The sequence below is a fragment of the Burkholderia ambifaria AMMD genome (assembly GCF_000203915.1).
In the GTDB taxonomy this organism is placed as follows: Bacteria; Pseudomonadota; Gammaproteobacteria; order Burkholderiales; family Burkholderiaceae; genus Burkholderia; species Burkholderia ambifaria.
The window spans coordinates 1,667,691-1,684,863 of sequence record NC_008391.1 but is presented as its reverse complement, the minus strand read 5'-3'; the positions used below and the strand labels follow the sequence as shown (position 1 = coordinate 1,684,863).

Here is a 17,173-nt window from a genome sequence, read left to right as displayed (position 1 = left end):
GATGGACAACATGTACAACTCGAATGGCCTGATGCGCTTCGCGAAGGTGGCGGCCGCGAGCACCCTGCTCGCGACGCTGCTCGCCGCGTGCGCGGTGGGCCCTGACTACAAGCGCCCGGACGTGTCGACGCCCGCGGCGTTCAAGGAAGCGCCGACGCTCGCGGCCGGCGAACAGGCCGGCACGTGGAAGACCGCCGAACCGGCGGACGGCGAGCATCGCGGCGAATGGTGGAAGGTGTTCGGCGATCCGGTGCTCGACTCGCTCGAGTCGCAGGCGCTCGCCGCGAACCAGAACCTGAAGGCCGCGGCGGCGCGCGTCGAGGAAGCGCGTGCGGCGACCCGCACCGCGCGCTCGCAGTGGTTCCCGCAGGTCGGCGCCGGGTTCGGGCCGACGCGCCAGGGGCTGTCGTCGGCGTCGCAGCTCCAGCCGCAGGGCACGGGCCCGACCAACGCGACGCTGTGGCGCGCACAGGGCACGGTGTCTTACGAGGCCGACCTGTTCGGCCGCGTGAGCCGCAACGTCGAGGCGTCGCGCGCCGACCAGGCGCAGAGCGAAGCGCTGTTCCGCTCGGTGCAGCTCGCGCTGCAGGCGGACGTCGCGCAGAACTACTTCGAACTGCGCCAGCTCGACTCGGACCAGGACCTGTACCGCCGCACGGTCGAGCTGCGCGACCAGGCGCTGAAGCTCGTGCAGCGTCGCTTCAACGAAGGCGACATCAGCGAGCTCGACGTGTCGCGCGCGAAGAACGAACTGGCGACCGCGCAGGCCGATGCGGTCGGCGTTGCGCGCCGGCGCGCGGCGTCCGAGCATGCGCTCGCGATCCTGCTCGGCAAGGCGCCCGCGGACTTCGCGTTCAAGGAAACGCCGATCGTGCCGGTCGCGGTGAAGGTTCCGGCGGGACTGCCGTCCGCGCTGCTCGAACGGCGTCCGGACGTGTCGGCGGCCGAGCGCGCGATGGCGGCGGCGAACGCGCGGATCGGCCTGGCGAAGTCGGCGTATTTCCCGAAGCTCGATATCACGGGCGCGTTCGGGTATGAGGCGTCGACGCTCGGCAACCTGTTCCTGTGGTCGAGCCGCACGTTCCTGCTCGGGCCGTTCGCCGGTACCGCGCTGACGCTGCCGCTGTTCGACGGCGGGCGGCGTGCGGCCGGCGTGCAGCAGGCGCGCGCGCAGTACGACGAGCAGGTCGCGAACTACCGGCAGCAGGTGCTCGTCGCGTTCCGCGAGGTCGAGGACAACCTCGCCGATCTGCGTCTGCTCGACGACCAGATTCGCGCGCAGGATGCGGCCGTCAACGCGTCGCGCCGTGCGGCGACGCTGTCGCGTACGCAGTATCAGGAAGGCGAAGTCGCCTATCTCGACGTGATCGACAGCGAGCGGTCGGTGCTGCAGTCGCAATTGCAGGCGAACCAGTTGACCGGTGCGCAGGCGGTGTCGACCGTCAATCTGATTCGCGCGCTGGGCGGCGGGTGGGGGAATGCACCGGCGCCGACGGCGGTGGGTGATGCGGCGACGGGCAAGGCGGACGTGGCGGCGCGCTGAGCGTGAACGGCGGGCGATTCGTCGCTCGTCGGCCGCGAATCGAAGAACCCCGGCATGCAGGCTCAGGCCTGCGTGACCGGGGGTTTTTCATGGTGCGTCGTCTATACCGCAACTAACGGTCAGGCCCATCCAGTCCCTCCGAACGGGGGCGTGCGGCGGTGTCCCGCCGCACACCCCGATCAGGCTGCGTGGCCTTCAGCCCGCAACGCCCGCACCAGTTCGCTCGCCGCCTTGCCAAGCCCCGTGTGCTTCGGCCGCCGCAGATACACCGGCAGCAGCAGCCCGTTGCGGATGTTCGCGAACACGAGCGGCGCAAGCTCGCCGGTGTCGACATACCGGCCGATCGTCGATTCGGGCAGGTTGGCCCAGCCGTGGCCGGCCTTTACCAACGCGATCGCGGTCGCCATGTCGGTCACTTTCCACGTGCGATTACCGATCACCGGCCGCACGTCGGTGAGCGGCCGTTCCGGATCGGCGATCACGATCTGCCGGAAACCGGACAAGCGCTCGATCGCCTCGGGATGCGCGGCTTCGGCGATCGCCGGATGTCCCGGCGCGGCAACGGCGATCAACGTCTCGGTCCACAGCGCGTGGATCTGTTCCTGCGGATGAAGATCGAGCCCGCCGTACGCGACGCACAGATCGACGGCGCCGCGATGCAGCGCGTCGACGATCGCATCTTGCGGCGCGGTGACGATGCTGATCGCGAGCGCCGGATACTTCGCGGCGACGGCGCTCAGCGCACGCGCAACGGGTGCGCCGTCGAGTTCCGCCGCGAGCCCGAGCCGCAGCGTGTCCTCGACGCCTTCCGACAGATGCTGCGCATGCGCGCGCAGCGCCTGCAGCCGTTCGGCGATCGACCGCGCATCGGGCAGCAGCGCGGCCATCGCGGCAGTCGGCGTCGGCTCGCGCGTGCCGCGATCGAACAGCACGAGGTCCAGCTCGGCCTCGAGATTCGCGATCGCCATGCTGACGGCCGAAGGCGTGCGACCGAGCGCGCGCGCGGCGGCCGAGAACGAGCCTTTGTCGATGACGGTCAGCAGCATGTCGATGTGGTCGCTGGTCAGCACGTGCGGCCTCCTGTCAGAAAAATTGAAAGGACCTGACTTTTGCGGGCGAAGTGCCCGCTGTAGTCTCGCCACCTGGTTCGATACGAAGGTGATGAGTGATGCAAGGATGGAAGAGACGCATAGTCTACGTCGTGATGTTCGAGGTGCTCGGCATCCTCGTCGCGTCGTCGGTACTCGGCATGCTGAGCGGCGCGAGCGCGACGACGAGCGGCCTGCTCGGCGTGATGATCTCGACGACGGGCGTCACCGTCAATTTCCTCTACAACTTCGGCTTCGAGGCGTGGGAGCGGCGGCGTGCGGAAACCACGCGCACCGTCGGGCGGCGCATCGTGCATGCGATCGGATTCCAGATCGCGCTCGTGACGTTCCTGATTCCGCTGATCGCGTGGTGGCTCGACGTGTCGCTGCTGCAGGCGTTCCTGTACGACGCGGTGCTGATCGTGTTCTTCCCGATCTTCACGTTCGTGTACAACTGGTCGTTCGACAGCGTGTTCGGATTGCCGGATGCGGTGACGCGCAAGGCTGAACCGATCGCGTAACGCATGGGATGACGAACCGACGCGGGCGGGCCGCGTCGATTCGCGTCGAAAGAGAAGGGGAGTTGCGGGCGGAACGAATGCCGCCCGAGCGCGTTACGCGGCGACGAACTCGTGCACGAAACGGTTGAACACCGCGGGGCTTGCCGCGTTCATCCCGTGCGACGCACCGGCGACGGTCTGCCGTTGCGCATCGCCGATCCACTGCGACAGCGTGTCGACGTTGTTGCGGAACATCTTCGGGCTGCGCTGACCGTCGATCAGCAGCGTGCGGCACGCGATATCCGACGCCGCATGCTGCGAATACGCGGGCAGCGGATCGCGCAGCTGCTTCGGCAGCGTGCTCGCGTTGTCGATCGCCATCGTGCGAAAGCGCGACGTGCTCTTCTTCCATGCGCCCGGCAGGCTCACCGAGTCGACGAACATCTCGAGGCCGGCTTCCACTTCACCTTGACCGATCAGGTTCACGGCCTTCGTGCGCAGCGCGATCGCGGCGGCCGGCAGCGCGGCTTCGCGCACGCCCGGCTGTTGCAGCGGACCGCCCGGATCGGCGAGCGTCAGCGACTCGACGAGGTGCGGGTGCTGGCGCGCGACGTTGAACGCGACGCTGCCGCCACGCGAATGCCCGACGAGATGCACGGGGCCGAGATCGAGTGCGTCGATGAATTCGGCGAGCTCGTCGACGTGGTTCTGCCAGCTGAACTCGTCCTGGATGCCCGCTTCGACGGCCGGCCAGTAGTGGCTCAGGCTCGGCGCGATGCAGCGGTAATGTGCCGACAGCGATGCGAGTTGCGGATCCCAGTAGCGGTAGTCGCACAACGATCCGTGCACGAACACCATCGGCGCGCCGCTGCCCCGCTCGACATACGGCAGGCTGATGCCCGACGAAAGCGTCGCAAATTGCAGGTCCGGGTTCGCGAGCACCGACGGCTCGATTCGCATGTTCATGGCTGAAAGACTCAAAGGTGCGTCAACACGACGCAACTATGCATCACGGCGACCTGCAAGGAAAACGCATAATTTTCATCGCGACGATCAATTTTATTGATGGCTCGGCTGAAAACCCTTGTCGCAGCGTGGGGATGTATCGAAGCCTTCAATCATCTGACGATTCGTTTCGCCGCCGAACGCGCGTGCGAACGCCTGCGCACACGCGCATCGGAGGGGCAGAAGGAAAAAGGGGAAAGGCCGCCGAACGCGGCCCCAAGATCACTGCACCGCCAGCGCGGGCGCGGTCTGAAGCTCGACGGGCAGATCGTTGTCGGCGGCGAACTGCATCGCGAAGTCGAATGCATCGGCACAGACGGTGCGCAATTCGTCCGACACGAACAGGCATTTGGCGCCGCCGTCGACGACCGGCATCGCGAGCCGCGACAGCGCGCACGGATAGCCGGGCCGCCGTTCGCCGACGAACAGCGTGATGACGCCCGCGAGCCGTTCGGGCCAGTCGCTCGGGCGGAAGGTTTTCTGCGCGCGGGTGATGCCGCGGATCAGGTGGCCGCGGGGTTGGCCAATGAGGCGGCCGCGTTCGGAGATGTCGATGCAATCCATGCCGTTGTGCGTATCCTCGTTCGCGTCATTCGCCGCCGTCGGCCGCCGCGTCGCCGCGCGCGGGAATCCGCAGGTTGCGCAGCTTGTGATAAAGCGTCTTCTTCGGCATGCCGAGTGCAACGCTTGCGTCCGCAACGTTGCCGTTGTGACGCCGGAGCATGTCCTCGATCAGCATCCGCTCGAAATACGCGAGCTGCTCCGCGAGCGTGCCGCCCGCCGTGGGCGCGCTGCCGGACGACAGCAGGCTGTCGCCGGTCAGGCCGAGCACGAAGCGATCGGCCACGTTCTGCAGTTCGCGGACGTTGCCGGGCCACGCATGCGTCATCAGTTCGGACACCTGCGCAGCCGTGACGACGGGCGCCGGCTGCCCGAAGCGACGCGCGGCCGCGAGCACGAAATGCTCGAACAGCAGCGGCACGTCCTCGCGCCGTTCGCGCAGCGGCGGCAGCTCGATCTGCGCGACGTTGAGCCGATACAGCAAGTCCGCGCGGAAGCGTCCGTCGGCCGCGAGCTCGGCGAGATCGGCCTTCGACGCGGCGACGACGCGGCAGTCGACCGGAATCAGCTCGTTCGCGCCGAGCCGTTCGACCACGCGCTCCTGCAGCACGCGCAGCATCTTGATCTGCAGCGGAATCGGCATCGTCTCGATCTCGTCGAGGAACAGCGTGCCGCCGTGCGCCCATTCGATCTTGCCGATGCGCTTCTTGATCGCGCCGGTGAATGCGCCGGCCTCATGGCCGAACAGCTCGCTCTCGAAAATCTGTTCGGGCAGGCCGCCGCAGTTCAGCGCGACGAAATGCGCGTCGCGCCGGCTGCCGAAGTCGTGCAGGCTGCGCGCGATCAGTTCCTTGCCGGTGCCCGTCTCGCCGGTGATCAGCACCGACACCGACGTATCGGCGAGGCGCAGGATCTTCTTGCGCACGTCGGCCATCGCGGGCGACTTGCCGAGCACGAACGCCTCGATGCCCTGCCAGTTGTTGAGCGCCGCGCGCAGCCCCTGCACCTCCAGCGTGAGCCGGCGCTTCTCGACCGCGCGCGCGACGCGGCCGGCGATCACGTCCGACGAGAACGGCTTCTCGATGAAGTCGTACGCGCCGTCGTGCATCGCGCCGACGGCCGTCGAAATGTCGGCGTGGCCGCTGATCAGCACGACCGGGATCTGCGCATCGACGGCCACCACGCGCTCGAGCAGCTGCAGCCCGTCGATGCCGGGCATCCGCACGTCCGACACGATCACGATGGGCGCGCCGGGCGCGACGTGCGCGAGCGCGTCGGCGCCCGACGCGAACGCGTCGACCGGGAACCCGGCGAGCGCGACGGCCTGCTCGACGCCGATCCGGACGTTTTCATCGTCCTCGACGACCAGCACGCGAATCTCATCTTCCATGCTCTGTCCTTTGCTGCGGCGTCGCCGCCGCGAATTCGATGGTGAACTGCGCGCCGCCCGCGTCGCGGTTCGTCGCGGCGATCTTCGCGCCGAACGCCTCGACGATGCGCGACGTGATCGCGAGGCCGAGCCCGAGGCCCTGGCCGCGCGGCTTGGTGGTGACGAACGGCTCGAACAGGTGCGGCAGCACGTCGGGCGCGATGCCGGCGCCGCTGTCGGAGACGGTCAAGCGCACGCGGCCGGCTTCGTCCGCATCGTTCGCATCGTCCACTTTGGCGGCTTCGATGACGATCCGCCGCACGGGCGCATCGTGCACCGCATCGAGCGCGTTGCCGAGCAGGTTCACGATCACCTGCTGCAGCTGGCTCGATTCGGCGGACACCGTCGTGCCCGGCGCGATGTTCACGTCGAGCTGCACGCCTTCGTCGCGGATCCGCGCATCGTAGATGAACCGTGCATGCGCGACGGCCTCGGTCAGCGACACGGCGACGCGCTCGACGTCGGGCTTGCGCGCGAAGGTCTTCAGCTCGCCGGTGAGCACCGCCATGCTGTCGACCAGCTTGCCGATCCGTTCGAGATTCGCGTATGCCGGCGCCGGCTGGCCGCGCTCGAAGAACGTGCGCGCGTTGTCGCACAGCGTTCGGATCGCGACGAGCGGCTGGTTCAGCTCGTGCGTGAGGCCGGCGGCCATCTGCCCGAGCACCGCGAGCTTGCCCGCATGCACGACTTCCTGCTGCGAATCGCGCAGCCGCTGCTCGGTGCGCTCGCGTTCGACGATCTCGCGCTGCATCCGCTCGTTCGCGGCCGTCAGCGCGGCGGTGCGCTGCGCGACGGTCAGCTCGAGCCGGTCGTTCGCGCGGCGCAGCGCGTCCTGCGCGTTCAGCCGCGCGACGATCGCCCGACGGCGCTGGATCGCGTAGCCGGCCAGCAGCGCGGCGATCAGGAACGCGCCGGTGACGAACACGAACGCGGTCTCCTGCTGACGCCGCGCGCTCGCGATGTCCAGCAGCACCATCAGCGAATCGCCGGCCTGCGGCGCGGGGCGCGACATCACGAGATAGCGCGTGTTGCGGCCGGCGCGACGCGGATCGGGAAACGTGCCGAACCACGCGGCGGCGCTGCGGTCGCCGATGTGGCGGTACGGCAGCACGTCGACCGTGCGGCCCGCGTATTGCCGCGACGCCTGGATGTCGCGCTGCTGCTGCGCGGTGATCGGGCGCAGCGCGGTGAATTTCCACGCCGGCTCGGTCGAGATCACGATCACGCCGTTGCCGTCGACCACCATCGCCGCGACGCCCGGCGCGCGCCACGCGGATTCGAGCGGGTCGACGCTGATCTTCACGGCCGCCGCGCCGATCGGCACGCCGTCGTCGCGCACCGCGCTCGCGAAGTAGACACCCGGCACGCCGGTGTTGGTGCCGATCCCGAAGAAGCGGCCGCTGCCGTGCGCGAGGGCGTCCTTGAAGTACGGCCGGTACGACACGTTCGTGCCGACGAAGCTGATCGTCTCGTTCCAGTTGCTCGCGGCGATCACTTCGCCGCGCAGGTCGATCACGTCGACCGCGCCGCTGCCCGCGTCGCGGTTCACGGCTTCGAGGTACGTGTTCACCGTGTGGGCGAGCGCGGGCCGGTCTTGCGGCGCGGCCTTCAGCAGCGCGCGCACGCCGTCCTGGCGGGCGACCAGGCCGGGCAGGATCTCGAAGCGGCCGAGTTCGCTCTTCAGGCTCGACGCATACAGGTCGAGCCGGTGCGCGCCGGTTTCCTCCAGCGCGTCGATCGCACGTTCCCACGCGAAATCGACGGCCGCGCCCGCCACGCCGACATACAGCACGACGGCGGACGCCCAGCCCCACCACGGGATTCCCTTGAAGCTCTTCTGCACGTTCGCCCTCATCGAAGCCTGCAACCGGTCACCTGCAACCGGCCCTCCGCAACCGGCCCTCCGCAATGACGCGCGCCGCGCGCCGGCAGGGCCGGCGGCGGCGCGTGCGAAGCAGCCTGCGCGACGGTGCGCGCGGCCGTGCATTATCCGAAGTGCGCGACCAGGATCAGCGTCACCGTGACGACGATTGCGCCGCCAATGCGCGTCGCGATCTGCGCGAACGGCATCAGCTGCATCCGGTTCGCGGCGGTCAGGATCGCGACGTCGCCGGTGCCGCCTTGTCCGCTGTGGCAGGCGTTCACGATTGCGGTGTCGATAGGGTACATCTTCAGCAGGCGGCCGACCACGAAACCGGTGCCCATCAGCGTCGCGACGGTCGACACGATCGTGACGACGTTGACGACCGTGAAGGCGGCGGTCAGCTTGTCCCACGGCGTCATCGCGACGCCGATCGCGAACAGCAGCGGATACGTGACGGCGGTCGAGAAGAACTTGTAGACGACGAACGCGCCTTCCTGCAGCGGCGGCGACACCGCGCGCGCCAGCTTCACCAGCACCGCGAGGAACAGCATCGCGACCGGCGCGGGCAGGCCGAACAGCTTGTGCGCCATCAGGCCCACGAGATACAGCGTGATCGCCGTGATGCCGGCGCCCGCGATGTGCGTGACGTCGACGTGACCGCGAATCTCTTCGTTTTGCGGCGCCAGGTCGTCGCTTTCGCCGACCTGCAGACGACCGTTGCCGGTCAGGTGCGGCAGGCGCTTGCCGAGCATGTCGAGCGCGCCCGACAGGATGATCGCGGTCAGGCTGCCGAGCATCACCGGCGGCAGCACCATCGCGAACATCTCGCCCTGCGGCAGGTGCATCAGTTCCGAATAGCCGATCGACAGCGGAATCGCGCCTTCGCCGACACCGCCCGCCATGATCGGCACGACGATGTACAGCAGCGTGTGGCGCGCGCCGAGGCCGAGCGCGGTGCCGACCGCGGTGCCGACGATCGCGGCCGCGACCGAACCGGCGGCGAGCGGGATGAAGATCTTCACGAAGCCCTGGATCAGCACGCGCCGGTCCATGCTCAGAATGCTGCCGACGATGATCGACGCGATGAAGAGGTACAGGAAGTTGGTCGACTTCGTGAACTCGACCGTCAGGTTCAGCACCGGCTTCGGCAGCACGTGATAGTAGGTGAGCGCCGACGGCACGAAGGTCGCGAAGATCGCGGCCGCGCCGATGTTGCGCAAGAGCGGCAGGCGCTTGCCGAGTTCCGCGCACGTGAAGCCGAAGAACGCGAGCACGGCGATCGCCATCGAGATCTCGCCCGGCACCTTGCCCGTGACCGAGAAACCGACGATCAGCGCGAACAGGATCACGTACACCGGCAGCGGGATGATGCCGATGCGGATTTCCATCAGCTTCCACCAGCCTTCCGGCCAGAAGCGTGTGCGCGTGGCGGCGCCGGCGCTGGCTTCGGCAATCGGTTCCGGGTGGGACGGGGTATGGATAGAGGTCTGCAAGACGTGTCTCCTGATTGTGGGATGCCTGCATCGCTTCGCGGCATCGTGTGCCGTCTATTACGCAACCCCCGTGCCAGAATTTCGGCCTGCCTGAATATTTTTAATGCATTGATTTATAAGGGATTTGTTTCGTCTGCGGAAAGGGTGGCCGCCTTGGCCGGCCGAGATTTCGGAATTCGTCCGGCGGGCAGGCCGAGATTTCGGCCTGTCGGCCGGCCGGGCGCCGGGCCGACCGCGATCGCGCGCCATATCGCCGCGCGCGATTTTCTTCGCACAATCGCTTCGTAGACCGCCTTCCTGCCGCTCTCTATCATCGGCTGATCCTTTTCCGATGCGACGACTGTCCGGAGAACGCTCGCGCGTTCGCCGCGGCGTCGCTCATCCGTCGATACCGTCCTTGGACAGGAGAGTGGTTCCCATGCCGCATGCCGTTTTATCCGCCCGCTCGTGCGCCGTCCGCCTCGCACGGCTCATCCTGCCGGCTCGCCTGACGGCGGCCGCGCTGCTCGCCGCGTGGCTCGCCGTCGCGCTGCCGGGCGGCGCGCGCGCCGACACCGCGCCGCTGAAGGTCGGCATCTCGACGAGCCCGCAGATCGAAGCGCTGAAGATCGCCGCGAAGGAGGCGAAGGAGCAGGGCCTCGACGTGCGGATCGTCGAGTTCACCGACTGGAATACGCCGAACGCGGCGCTCGCGAACAAGGACATCGACGTCAACTACTTCCAGCACATCCCGTTTCTCGAGAACGCGAAGAAGCAGGGCGGCTACAACTTCGTGTCGATCGCGCCCGGCACGATCATGAAGATCGGCCTCTATTCGAAGAAGGTGAAAAGCTTCGCCGAGCTGAAGGACGGCGCGCGCGTCGCGATCGCGAACGATCCGGTCAACGGCGGGCGCGGTCTGTTGCTGCTGCAGCGCGCTGGCCTCATCACGCTGAAGCCGGGCAGCGACTACCGGGCGACGACGCACGACATCGTGTCCAACCCGAAGCACCTGAAGATCATCGCGCTCGAGGCTTCGCAGCTCGCGCGCTCGCTCGACGACGTCGACCTCGCGCAGGGCTACCCGAGCTTCATCAAGCTCGCCGGCACGACCGACCCGAACAGCGCACTGCTGTTCGACGGCACCGAGAACAAGAACTTCGCGATCCAGTGGGTCGTGCGGCCCGAGAGCGTGAACGATCCGCGCATCCGCAAGTTCATCGCGATCTACCAGCACTCGCCGGCGGTGCGCCGTGCGCTCGACAACGCGTTCGGCTCGCTTTACGCGATCGCGTGGTGACGGAGGGAACATGACGACGCCGAACCGCAAGAAGATCCTGCTCAACGCGTTCAACATGAACTGCGTCGGACACATCAACCACGGGCTGTGGACGCATCCGCGCGACCGCTCCGCGCACTACACCGATCTCGACTACTGGGCCGATCTCGCGAGGACGCTCGAGCGCGGCAAGTTCGACGGGATCTTTCTGGCGGACATCGTCGGCGTGTACGACGTGTTCGGCGGCGGCCCGGACGCCGCGCTGCGCGAATCGGTGCAGGTGCCCGTCAACGATCCGCTGCTGCTCGTGCCCGCGATGGCGCAGGTCACGCGGCATCTCGGCTTCGGCGTGACCGCGAACCTGACCTACGAGCCGCCGTACCTGTTCGCGCGCCGCATGTCGACGCTCGATCACCTGACGAAGGGGCGCATCGGCTGGAACATCGTGACCGGCTATCTCGACAGCGCCGCGCGCGGAATGGGCCTCGCGCAGCAGATCGGCCACGACGACCGCTACGAACGCGCGGACGACTACATGGACGTCGTCTACAAGCTGTGGGAACAAAGCTGGGACGACGATGCGGTGATCCGCGACGCGCAGGCGCGCGTGTTCGCGCAGCCGGGCAAGGTGCGGCGCGTCAAGCACGACGGGCCGTTCTATTCGGTCGACGCGATCCACCTGAGCGAGCCGTCGCTGCAGCGCACGCCGGTGCTGTACCAGGCCGGTTCGTCCGCGCGCGGCGTCGAGTTCGCGGGGCGGCACGCGGAGTGCGTGTTCGTGAACGGGCAGAGCAAGGCCGCCGCGCGCGCGGCGGCGCTCGATATCCGCGCGGCCGCCGCACGGCAGGGCCGCGACCCGGCCTCGATCAGGATTTTCGCCGGCGTGAGCGTCGTGACCGCCGAGACCGAGCTTCTCGCCCGCGAGAAGTTCGACGAATACCGGCGCTACGCGAGCCCCGAAGCCGGCCTCGCGCATTTCGCGAGTTCGACCGGCATCGACTTCGCGAAGTACGGGCTCGACGAGCCGATCTCGTACGTGAAGACCGATTCGATCCAGTCGGCCGTCGACGCGATCTCGCGCAAGAGCACGACCGGCACGTGGACCGTGCGCCGGATGCTCGAACAGATGTCGCTCGGCGGGCGCTACGCGCCGATCGTCGGTTCGCCGTCGCAGGTCGCGGACGAACTGCAGTCGTGGATCGACGAGACCGGCATCGACGGTTTCAACCTGACGCGCACGGTGATGCCCGAGTCGTTCGAGGATTTCGTCGACTGGGTCGTGCCTGAGCTGCAGAACCGCGGCATCTACAAGGAAGACTACGATCCCGCGCCGACGCTGCGCGAGAAGCTGTTCGGCGGCGGCCCGCGGCTGCCGGCCTGGCATACGGGCGCGCGGCACCGGCTGGCCGCCGCGCCAGCATCGGAACCCGCGCATCCCGCGCATGCATGAACGTGACGGAGCGAAGCGATGACGCAACTGTTCGATACGCTGGGTTTCATCGAGACATCGGCCGTGCGGGCCGGCGCGGCGGCACGCGACGCGCATGGCGCGCATCAGGAAGCCGCCACGCGGGCTGACGTCGCCGCCGTGTCGCTCGTCCACGTCGGCAAGGTGTTCGCGACGCCGCGCGGCCACGCCGCCGCGCTGCGCGACGTGACGTTCGACGTACGGCGCGGCGAAGTGTTCGGGATCATCGGCCGCAGCGGCGCCGGCAAGTCGACGCTGCTGCGGCTCGTGAACGGGCTCGAACGTCCGAGTTCGGGCAGCGTGCGCGTGCAGGGCGTCGACGTCGGCGCGCTCGACGAGGATGGCCTCGTCGCGCTGCGCCGCCGCACCGGGATGGTGTTCCAGCATTTCAACCTGCTGTCGGCGAAGACGGTGTTCGAGAACGTCGCGCTGCCGCTGAAGATCGCCGGCGTGCCGAAGGCCGAGCGCACGCGCAAGGTCGATGCGTTGCTCGATCTCGTCGGGCTCGCCGCGAAGCGCGACGCATATCCGGCGAGCCTGTCGGGTGGCCAGAAGCAGCGCGTCGGTATTGCGCGGGCGCTGGTGCACGATCCGGAGGTGCTGCTGTGCGACGAGGCGACGTCGGCGCTCGATCCCGAGACGACGCAGTCGATTCTCGCACTGCTCGCCGACATCAATCGCCGCCTCGGGCTCACGATCGTGCTGATCACGCACGAGATGGAAGTGATCCGCGCGGTGTGCGACACGGTCGCGGTGATCGAGCAGGGCGAGCTCGTCGAAACGGGCCCGGTATGGCGCGTGTTCGGCGATCCGCGCCACGGCGCGACGCGCGCGCTGCTCAGCACGCTCGTGCACGACCTGCCGGCCGAACTGGCCGCGCGCGTGCAGCCGTTGCCCGAGCAGGCCGCGCTGCCGGACGGCGCGCAGGTCGTGCTCGACGTCCGCTATACGGGTGAAAGCGGCGGCGAGCCGGATGTCGGCGCGCTCGCGGCGGCGCTCGGCGGCTCGGTGCGTTTCCTGCATGGCGGGATCGAGCGGATCCAGGGGCATGCGCAGGGGCGCCTCGTGATCGCCGCGTCGCCCGGGCAGTCGCTGGCACACGGCGGCGCGGTCGCCGCGTTGCTGGAGCGCGCGCGCCGCCATGCGAATCACGCGGAGGTGCTCGGCTATGTTTGAACTCTGGTGGCCCGAACTGCTCGACGCGATCCGTGACACGCTGTCGATGGTCGCCGCGTCGGCCGCCGTCGCCGCGCTGATCGGCATCCCGCTCGCGGTGATCCTCGTGACGACCGCGCCCGGCGGCATCTACGAGCGGCGCGGCGTGAACGCCGTGCTCGGCGCGCTCGTCAACGTGTTCCGCTCGACGCCGTTCATCATCCTGCTCGTCGCGCTGCTGCCGTTTACGCGCGTGCTGATCGGCACGACGATCGGCGTGTGGGCGGCCGTCGTGCCGTTGTCGATCGCCGCGATTCCGTTCTTCGCGCGCATTGCCGAAGTGAGCCTGCGCGAAGTCGATCGCGGGCTGATCGAGGCCGCGCTCGCGATGGGCGCGAAACGCCGCCACATCGTGTGGCACGTGCTGCTGCCCGAGGCGCTGCCCGGCATGCTCGGCGGCTTCACCATCACCGTCGTCGCGCTGATCGGCTCGACCGCGATGGCGGGCGCCGTCGGCGCGGGCGGGCTCGGCGACCTCGCGATCCGCTACGGCTACCAGCGTTTCGACACCACCGTGATGGCGACCGTGATCGTGATCCTGATCGCACTCGTATCGGCCGTGCAAATCACGGGCGACCGCCTGGTCCGACACGTGACCCGGCGTACCTGAGCGGCGCCACGAGCGCGGCTCATTTCATTTTTCCAGACCCTGAGAGAACGATACCCATGACCTTGCCCATCGGCGCACCGCGCGAATGGAACGGACAATTCGAGGAAGCGCTGTTCCTGGACGTCGCGCGACGCCATCGTCCCGGCTTTCCCGACAAGCTCACGACACCGCCACGCGAGCCGCGCAGCGAAGACGAGCTGGCCGCCGTCGCCGACTACTACACGAAGATGGCGTCGCACGACCTGTTCATCGTGCAGGTCGTCGCGAAGGCGATCGACACGCTGTTCCGCGACGATCCGCATTTCCAGCTGATCCTGTCGCGCCAGCTCGGCGACGACGGCGCGCACGCGGTGATCGGCCGCGAGCGCGTGACCGAACTGACGGGGCGCGATCCGCTGCCGGAAGTCGAGCGACTCGTTGCCGCGCACTGGGCGCGCATCGGCGATATCGCGGTGCGCGACGTCGCGGGCTTTCTCGCGTTCGAATGGCATTACGAGCTGCACATCCTCGCGAAGCTGTGGATCCAGCGCAAGACCGGCCGCATCGCGGATGGCGCGATGCGCGAGCACGGCGAAAACCGAATTCGTCCGGACGAGGAGTGGCATCGTGTGCAGATCGTCCAGTGGTGGTTCGACACGTTGAAAGCGCTGCCGGCCGCCGAGCGCGATGCGCTGATCGACCGCGTGATCGCGGCCGACGAGGAAACGCAGGCGCGGCTCGACGGTTATCTGCATGACGAGTACGCGCATACCGCGCATGTGTTCGGTGCGGATATCGCCGAGTACCGCGCGATCTACGACGACTGGCGGCGCGAGATCCTGTCGCGGCTGACCGGCCGTTCGCTCGGCGCGCTGGTGCCGCTGTCCGGCGAAGTCGCGGCGCACGAACCCGTTGCACGGGAAGCCGTCGCATGAACGATCGCCGCGGCCCGGCGACGTTTGCGCCGGATTCCGATGCACGCGCGACCGACGCCGATGCGCTGGCGCGCGCGATCGACTCGCTGCGTGCGACGGCGGCCGCGCGCGACCGCGCGGGCGGTCATGCGGCCGGCGAGAAGCAGTGGCTCGCCGACGCCGGCCTGCTGACGCTCGCGGTGCCGCGCGAATTCGGCGGACAGGAAGCCGCCTGGCCGGCGATCTACGACACGATCCGGCAGATCGCGCGCGTCGACAGCGCGCTCGCGCATCTGGTCGGGTTCCAGATCCTGCAGATCGTGAGCGTCGACGTGTGGGGCAGCGCGGCCCAGCGCGAACGCTATCTGCGCGGCACGGTCGAGCATCGCTGGTGGTGGGGCAATGCGGTCAACCCGCTCGACACGCGGCTGGTGGCGACCGCGACGCCGGACGGCGGCTACCGGCTCGACGGCGTGAAGGGCTTCTGCTCGGGCACGCGCGGCTCGCAGCGGATGACCGTGTCCGCGCACGATCCGGAAACGGGCCGCACCGTGTTCGGCGTGGTGCCGACCGATCGTGACGGGATCACGGTCAACGAGGACTGGGATCCGATCGGCCAGCGCCAGACCGACAGCGGCAGTGTGCGCTTCGACGGCGTGACGCTTGCGCCGGATGACGTGCTGCATCGCTCGGAAACACCGCCGACTCCGCGCGCGACGCTGCGCACGCTGGTGTCGCAGCTGGTGCTGACGAATCTGTTCGTCGGGCTTGCCGAAGGCGCGCTCGCCGAGGCGCGCGACTATGTGCTGAAGGATGGCCGGCCGTGGATACATGCGGGCGTCGCGCAGGCGAGCGACGATCCTTATACGCTGCAGCGCTTCGGCGACATGCGCGTGCGGGCGGTCGCGGCCGCATCGCTGGCCGACCGCGCGGCGCGCGAGTTGGAGCGCGCATGGTCGCGGCGCGATGCGCTGACGGCCGACGAACGTGCCGAAGTGGCGCTCGCCGTGTCGGAGGCGAAGATCGTCGCGCAGCGCGCGGCGCTCGACAATGGCGAGGCGCTGTTCGATGCGTGCGGCGCACGCGCGACGGCCGCGTCGCTCGGCCTCGACCGCTTCTGGCGCAACGCGCGCACGCATACGCTGCACGATCCGCTCGACTATCGGATGCGCGACGTCGGGCGGTTTGCGCTGACGGGAGAGTTGCCGCAGGCGTCGCTTTATACGTGAAGGCGGTCAGCCATCGCGTCACTCCGCCGGCAACTTCTCCGCCAGTGCCCGCATCGCATCCACCGTCTCCGGATTCGCCGGAAAAAAAGCCTCGATCGCGAGCTCCGACAGCGTGACGTCGACCGGCGTGCCGAACACCGTCGTCGTGCTGAAGAACGTCAGCTCGCCGGCCGCCGTGCGCAGCCGCAGCGGCACCGCGATGTCCGCGTAGTCGGTGCGAGCATGCGTGTCGTCGCGCTGGCCGGCCGGTGCCGGATAGGCGGCCAGTTCGTCGCGCAGCGCATGCAGCGCGCGGTCGCCGCTCGCGTCGATCTGCCGTTGCAGCCGGTGCAGGATATGCGCGCGCCATTCGTGCCAGTTGACGATCTGCGACGCGAGGCCGTCCGGATGCAGGCTCAGCCGCAGCACGTTGACGGGCGGCTGCAGCAGCGCCGGATCGGCTTGCGCGACCAGCGCGCCGAGCATCCGGTTCGCGGCGAGCAGCGTCCAGTGGCGATCCACCGCGAGCGCCGGGTAGGGCTCGTGACCGCGCAGCACGGCCTCGACCGCGTGGCGCGCGGCATCGAGCTGCGGATCGGAGAACGGCCGCTCGCGAAACAGCGGCGCATAGCCGGCGGCGACGAGCAGCGCATTGCGCTCGCGCAGTGGCACGTCGAGGCGCTCCGCGAGATGCAGCACCATGTCGCGGCTCGGCTGCGCGCGGCCCGATTCGACGAAACTCAGGTGTCGCGCGGACACCTCCGCCTCGAGCGCGAGCGCCATCTGGCTCAGGCGCCGGCGTTGACGCCAGGTGCGCAGCAGCGGACCGATGCCGGACGCGCGGCCGGCGGACGGAGGGAGCGAATGGAGGGTGGCGGTCGAGTTCATGGTGCAGATGATAGGCAATCCGGCACGCGCCGGGCATTACCTGACAGGTAAGCATTCCGGAACGGCGTGCGTCGCCGATTCCGCCGGCTGCCGCCCGGGACTCCCTTCCGCCCCCGCATTTCGTCCCCTGACGCGCGGCGACGCTGCGTT

Annotated in this window: 15 protein-coding genes; 8 read left to right on the top strand and 7 right to left on the bottom strand. The window is 68.7% G+C overall.

Annotated features, from left to right (window positions below; genetic code table 11):
* Position 1 precedes the first annotated feature (1 nt).
* A complete protein-coding gene (opcM, locus tag BAMB_RS23520) occupies positions 2 to 1,543 on the top strand; it encodes a multidrug efflux transporter outer membrane subunit OpcM (protein WP_011659653.1) in 1,542 nt (513 codons plus the stop codon).
* A 179-nt stretch (positions 1,544 to 1,722) separates the two neighbouring features.
* On the opposite strand, the gene BAMB_RS23515 is transcribed toward opcM, so the two are convergent.
* Positions 1,723 to 2,613: a LysR family transcriptional regulator gene (locus BAMB_RS23515; RefSeq protein WP_011659652.1), complete on the bottom strand. Its 891-nt coding sequence runs from the start codon at positions 2,611 to 2,613 to the stop codon at positions 1,723 to 1,725.
* A gap of 98 nt (positions 2,614 to 2,711) precedes the next feature.
* On the opposite strand from BAMB_RS23515, the gene BAMB_RS23510 reads away from it, so the two are divergent.
* Complete coding sequence (locus BAMB_RS23510) at positions 2,712 to 3,152, top strand: PACE efflux transporter (RefSeq protein WP_011659651.1); 441 nt, start codon at positions 2,712 to 2,714, stop codon at positions 3,150 to 3,152.
* Positions 3,153 to 3,245: 93 nt separating this feature from the next.
* Here BAMB_RS23510 and BAMB_RS23505 read toward each other — a convergent pair whose 3' ends face one another.
* The 5 genes from BAMB_RS23505 to BAMB_RS23485 form a co-directional block, all read right to left on the bottom strand.
* On the bottom strand, positions 3,246 to 4,097 hold the full coding sequence (locus BAMB_RS23505) for an alpha/beta fold hydrolase (RefSeq protein ID WP_011659650.1): 852 nt from the start codon (positions 4,095 to 4,097) through the stop codon (positions 3,246 to 3,248).
* Between the two features lie 261 nt (positions 4,098 to 4,358).
* Positions 4,359 to 4,700, bottom strand: a complete 342-nt coding sequence (locus BAMB_RS23500) for a DUF3579 domain-containing protein (RefSeq protein ID WP_011659649.1) — start codon at positions 4,698 to 4,700, stop codon at positions 4,359 to 4,361.
* Positions 4,701 to 4,725: 25 nt separating this feature from the next.
* On the bottom strand, positions 4,726 to 6,087 hold the full coding sequence (locus BAMB_RS23495) for a sigma-54-dependent transcriptional regulator (protein ID WP_011659648.1): 1,362 nt from the start codon (positions 6,085 to 6,087) through the stop codon (positions 4,726 to 4,728).
* The gene (locus BAMB_RS23490) at positions 6,077 to 7,981 is read right to left on the bottom strand and encodes a sensor histidine kinase (protein ID WP_041491537.1); all 1,905 of its coding nucleotides are present in this window, start codon (positions 7,979 to 7,981) and stop codon (positions 6,077 to 6,079) included. Before BAMB_RS23490 ends, BAMB_RS23495 begins: the two co-directional genes overlap by 11 nt.
* Before the next feature lie 131 nt (positions 7,982 to 8,112).
* Entirely contained in the window at positions 8,113 to 9,483 is a 1,371-nt protein-coding gene (locus tag BAMB_RS23485; RefSeq protein ID WP_011659646.1) for a 2-hydroxycarboxylate transporter family protein, read from the bottom strand.
* Positions 9,484 to 9,901: 418 nt separating this feature from the next.
* Between BAMB_RS23485 and BAMB_RS23480 the strand changes: the two genes are divergently transcribed.
* Genes BAMB_RS23480 through BAMB_RS23455 form a run of 6 tightly spaced genes read left to right on the top strand, consistent with a single transcriptional unit; the run spans position 9,902 to position 16,156 of the window.
* On the top strand, positions 9,902 to 10,762 hold the full coding sequence (locus BAMB_RS23480) for a MetQ/NlpA family ABC transporter substrate-binding protein (protein WP_011659645.1): 861 nt from the start codon (positions 9,902 to 9,904) through the stop codon (positions 10,760 to 10,762).
* Between the two features lie 10 nt (positions 10,763 to 10,772).
* On the top strand, positions 10,773 to 12,191 hold the full coding sequence (locus BAMB_RS23475; protein WP_011659644.1) for an LLM class flavin-dependent oxidoreductase: 1,419 nt from the start codon (positions 10,773 to 10,775) through the stop codon (positions 12,189 to 12,191).
* Between the two features lie 18 nt (positions 12,192 to 12,209).
* Complete coding sequence (locus tag BAMB_RS23470; RefSeq protein ID WP_011659643.1) at positions 12,210 to 13,385, top strand: methionine ABC transporter ATP-binding protein; 1,176 nt, start codon at positions 12,210 to 12,212, stop codon at positions 13,383 to 13,385.
* The gene (locus tag BAMB_RS23465) at positions 13,378 to 14,034 is read left to right on the top strand and encodes a methionine ABC transporter permease (protein ID WP_006752338.1); all 657 of its coding nucleotides are present in this window, start codon (positions 13,378 to 13,380) and stop codon (positions 14,032 to 14,034) included. The genes BAMB_RS23470 and BAMB_RS23465 overlap by 8 nt, the downstream gene beginning before the upstream one ends.
* A gap of 56 nt (positions 14,035 to 14,090) precedes the next feature.
* Positions 14,091 to 14,948, top strand: a complete 858-nt coding sequence (locus tag BAMB_RS23460) for a hypothetical protein (RefSeq protein ID WP_011659642.1) — start codon at positions 14,091 to 14,093, stop codon at positions 14,946 to 14,948.
* Complete coding sequence (locus BAMB_RS23455; protein ID WP_011659641.1) at positions 14,945 to 16,156, top strand: acyl-CoA dehydrogenase family protein; 1,212 nt, start codon at positions 14,945 to 14,947, stop codon at positions 16,154 to 16,156. Before BAMB_RS23460 ends, BAMB_RS23455 begins: the two co-directional genes overlap by 4 nt.
* 18 nt (positions 16,157 to 16,174) lie before the next feature.
* On the opposite strand, the gene BAMB_RS23450 is transcribed toward BAMB_RS23455, so the two are convergent.
* The gene (locus BAMB_RS23450) at positions 16,175 to 17,023 is read right to left on the bottom strand and encodes a helix-turn-helix domain-containing protein (protein WP_011659640.1); all 849 of its coding nucleotides are present in this window, start codon (positions 17,021 to 17,023) and stop codon (positions 16,175 to 16,177) included.
* Positions 17,024 to 17,173 lie beyond the last annotated feature (150 nt).

Excerpts from the sequence above, each read along its gene's own strand:
- opcM (WP_011659653.1), top strand. The coding sequence starts at position 2 with ATGGACAACATGTACAACTCGAATGGCCTGATGCGCTTCGCGAAGGTG.
- BAMB_RS23510 (WP_011659651.1), top strand. The coding sequence starts at position 2,712 with ATGCAAGGATGGAAGAGACGCATAGTCTACGTCGTGATGTTCGAGGTG.
- BAMB_RS23505 (WP_011659650.1), bottom strand. The coding sequence starts at position 4,097 with ATGAACATGCGAATCGAGCCGTCGGTGCTCGCGAACCCGGACCTGCAA.
- BAMB_RS23500 (WP_011659649.1), bottom strand. The coding sequence starts at position 4,700 with ATGGATTGCATCGACATCTCCGAACGCGGCCGCCTCATTGGCCAACCC.
- BAMB_RS23495 (WP_011659648.1), bottom strand. The coding sequence starts at position 6,087 with ATGGAAGATGAGATTCGCGTGCTGGTCGTCGAGGACGATGAAAACGTC.
- BAMB_RS23490 (WP_041491537.1), bottom strand. The coding sequence starts at position 7,981 with ATGAGGGCGAACGTGCAGAAGAGCTTCAAGGGAATCCCGTGGTGGGGC.
- BAMB_RS23480 (WP_011659645.1), top strand. The coding sequence starts at position 9,902 with ATGCCGCATGCCGTTTTATCCGCCCGCTCGTGCGCCGTCCGCCTCGCA.
- BAMB_RS23475 (WP_011659644.1), top strand. The coding sequence starts at position 10,773 with ATGACGACGCCGAACCGCAAGAAGATCCTGCTCAACGCGTTCAACATG.
- BAMB_RS23470 (WP_011659643.1), top strand. The coding sequence starts at position 12,210 with ATGACGCAACTGTTCGATACGCTGGGTTTCATCGAGACATCGGCCGTG.
- BAMB_RS23465 (WP_006752338.1), top strand. The coding sequence starts at position 13,378 with ATGTTTGAACTCTGGTGGCCCGAACTGCTCGACGCGATCCGTGACACG.
- BAMB_RS23460 (WP_011659642.1), top strand. The coding sequence starts at position 14,091 with ATGACCTTGCCCATCGGCGCACCGCGCGAATGGAACGGACAATTCGAG.
- BAMB_RS23455 (WP_011659641.1), top strand. The coding sequence starts at position 14,945 with ATGAACGATCGCCGCGGCCCGGCGACGTTTGCGCCGGATTCCGATGCA.
- BAMB_RS23450 (WP_011659640.1), bottom strand. The coding sequence starts at position 17,023 with ATGAACTCGACCGCCACCCTCCATTCGCTCCCTCCGTCCGCCGGCCGC.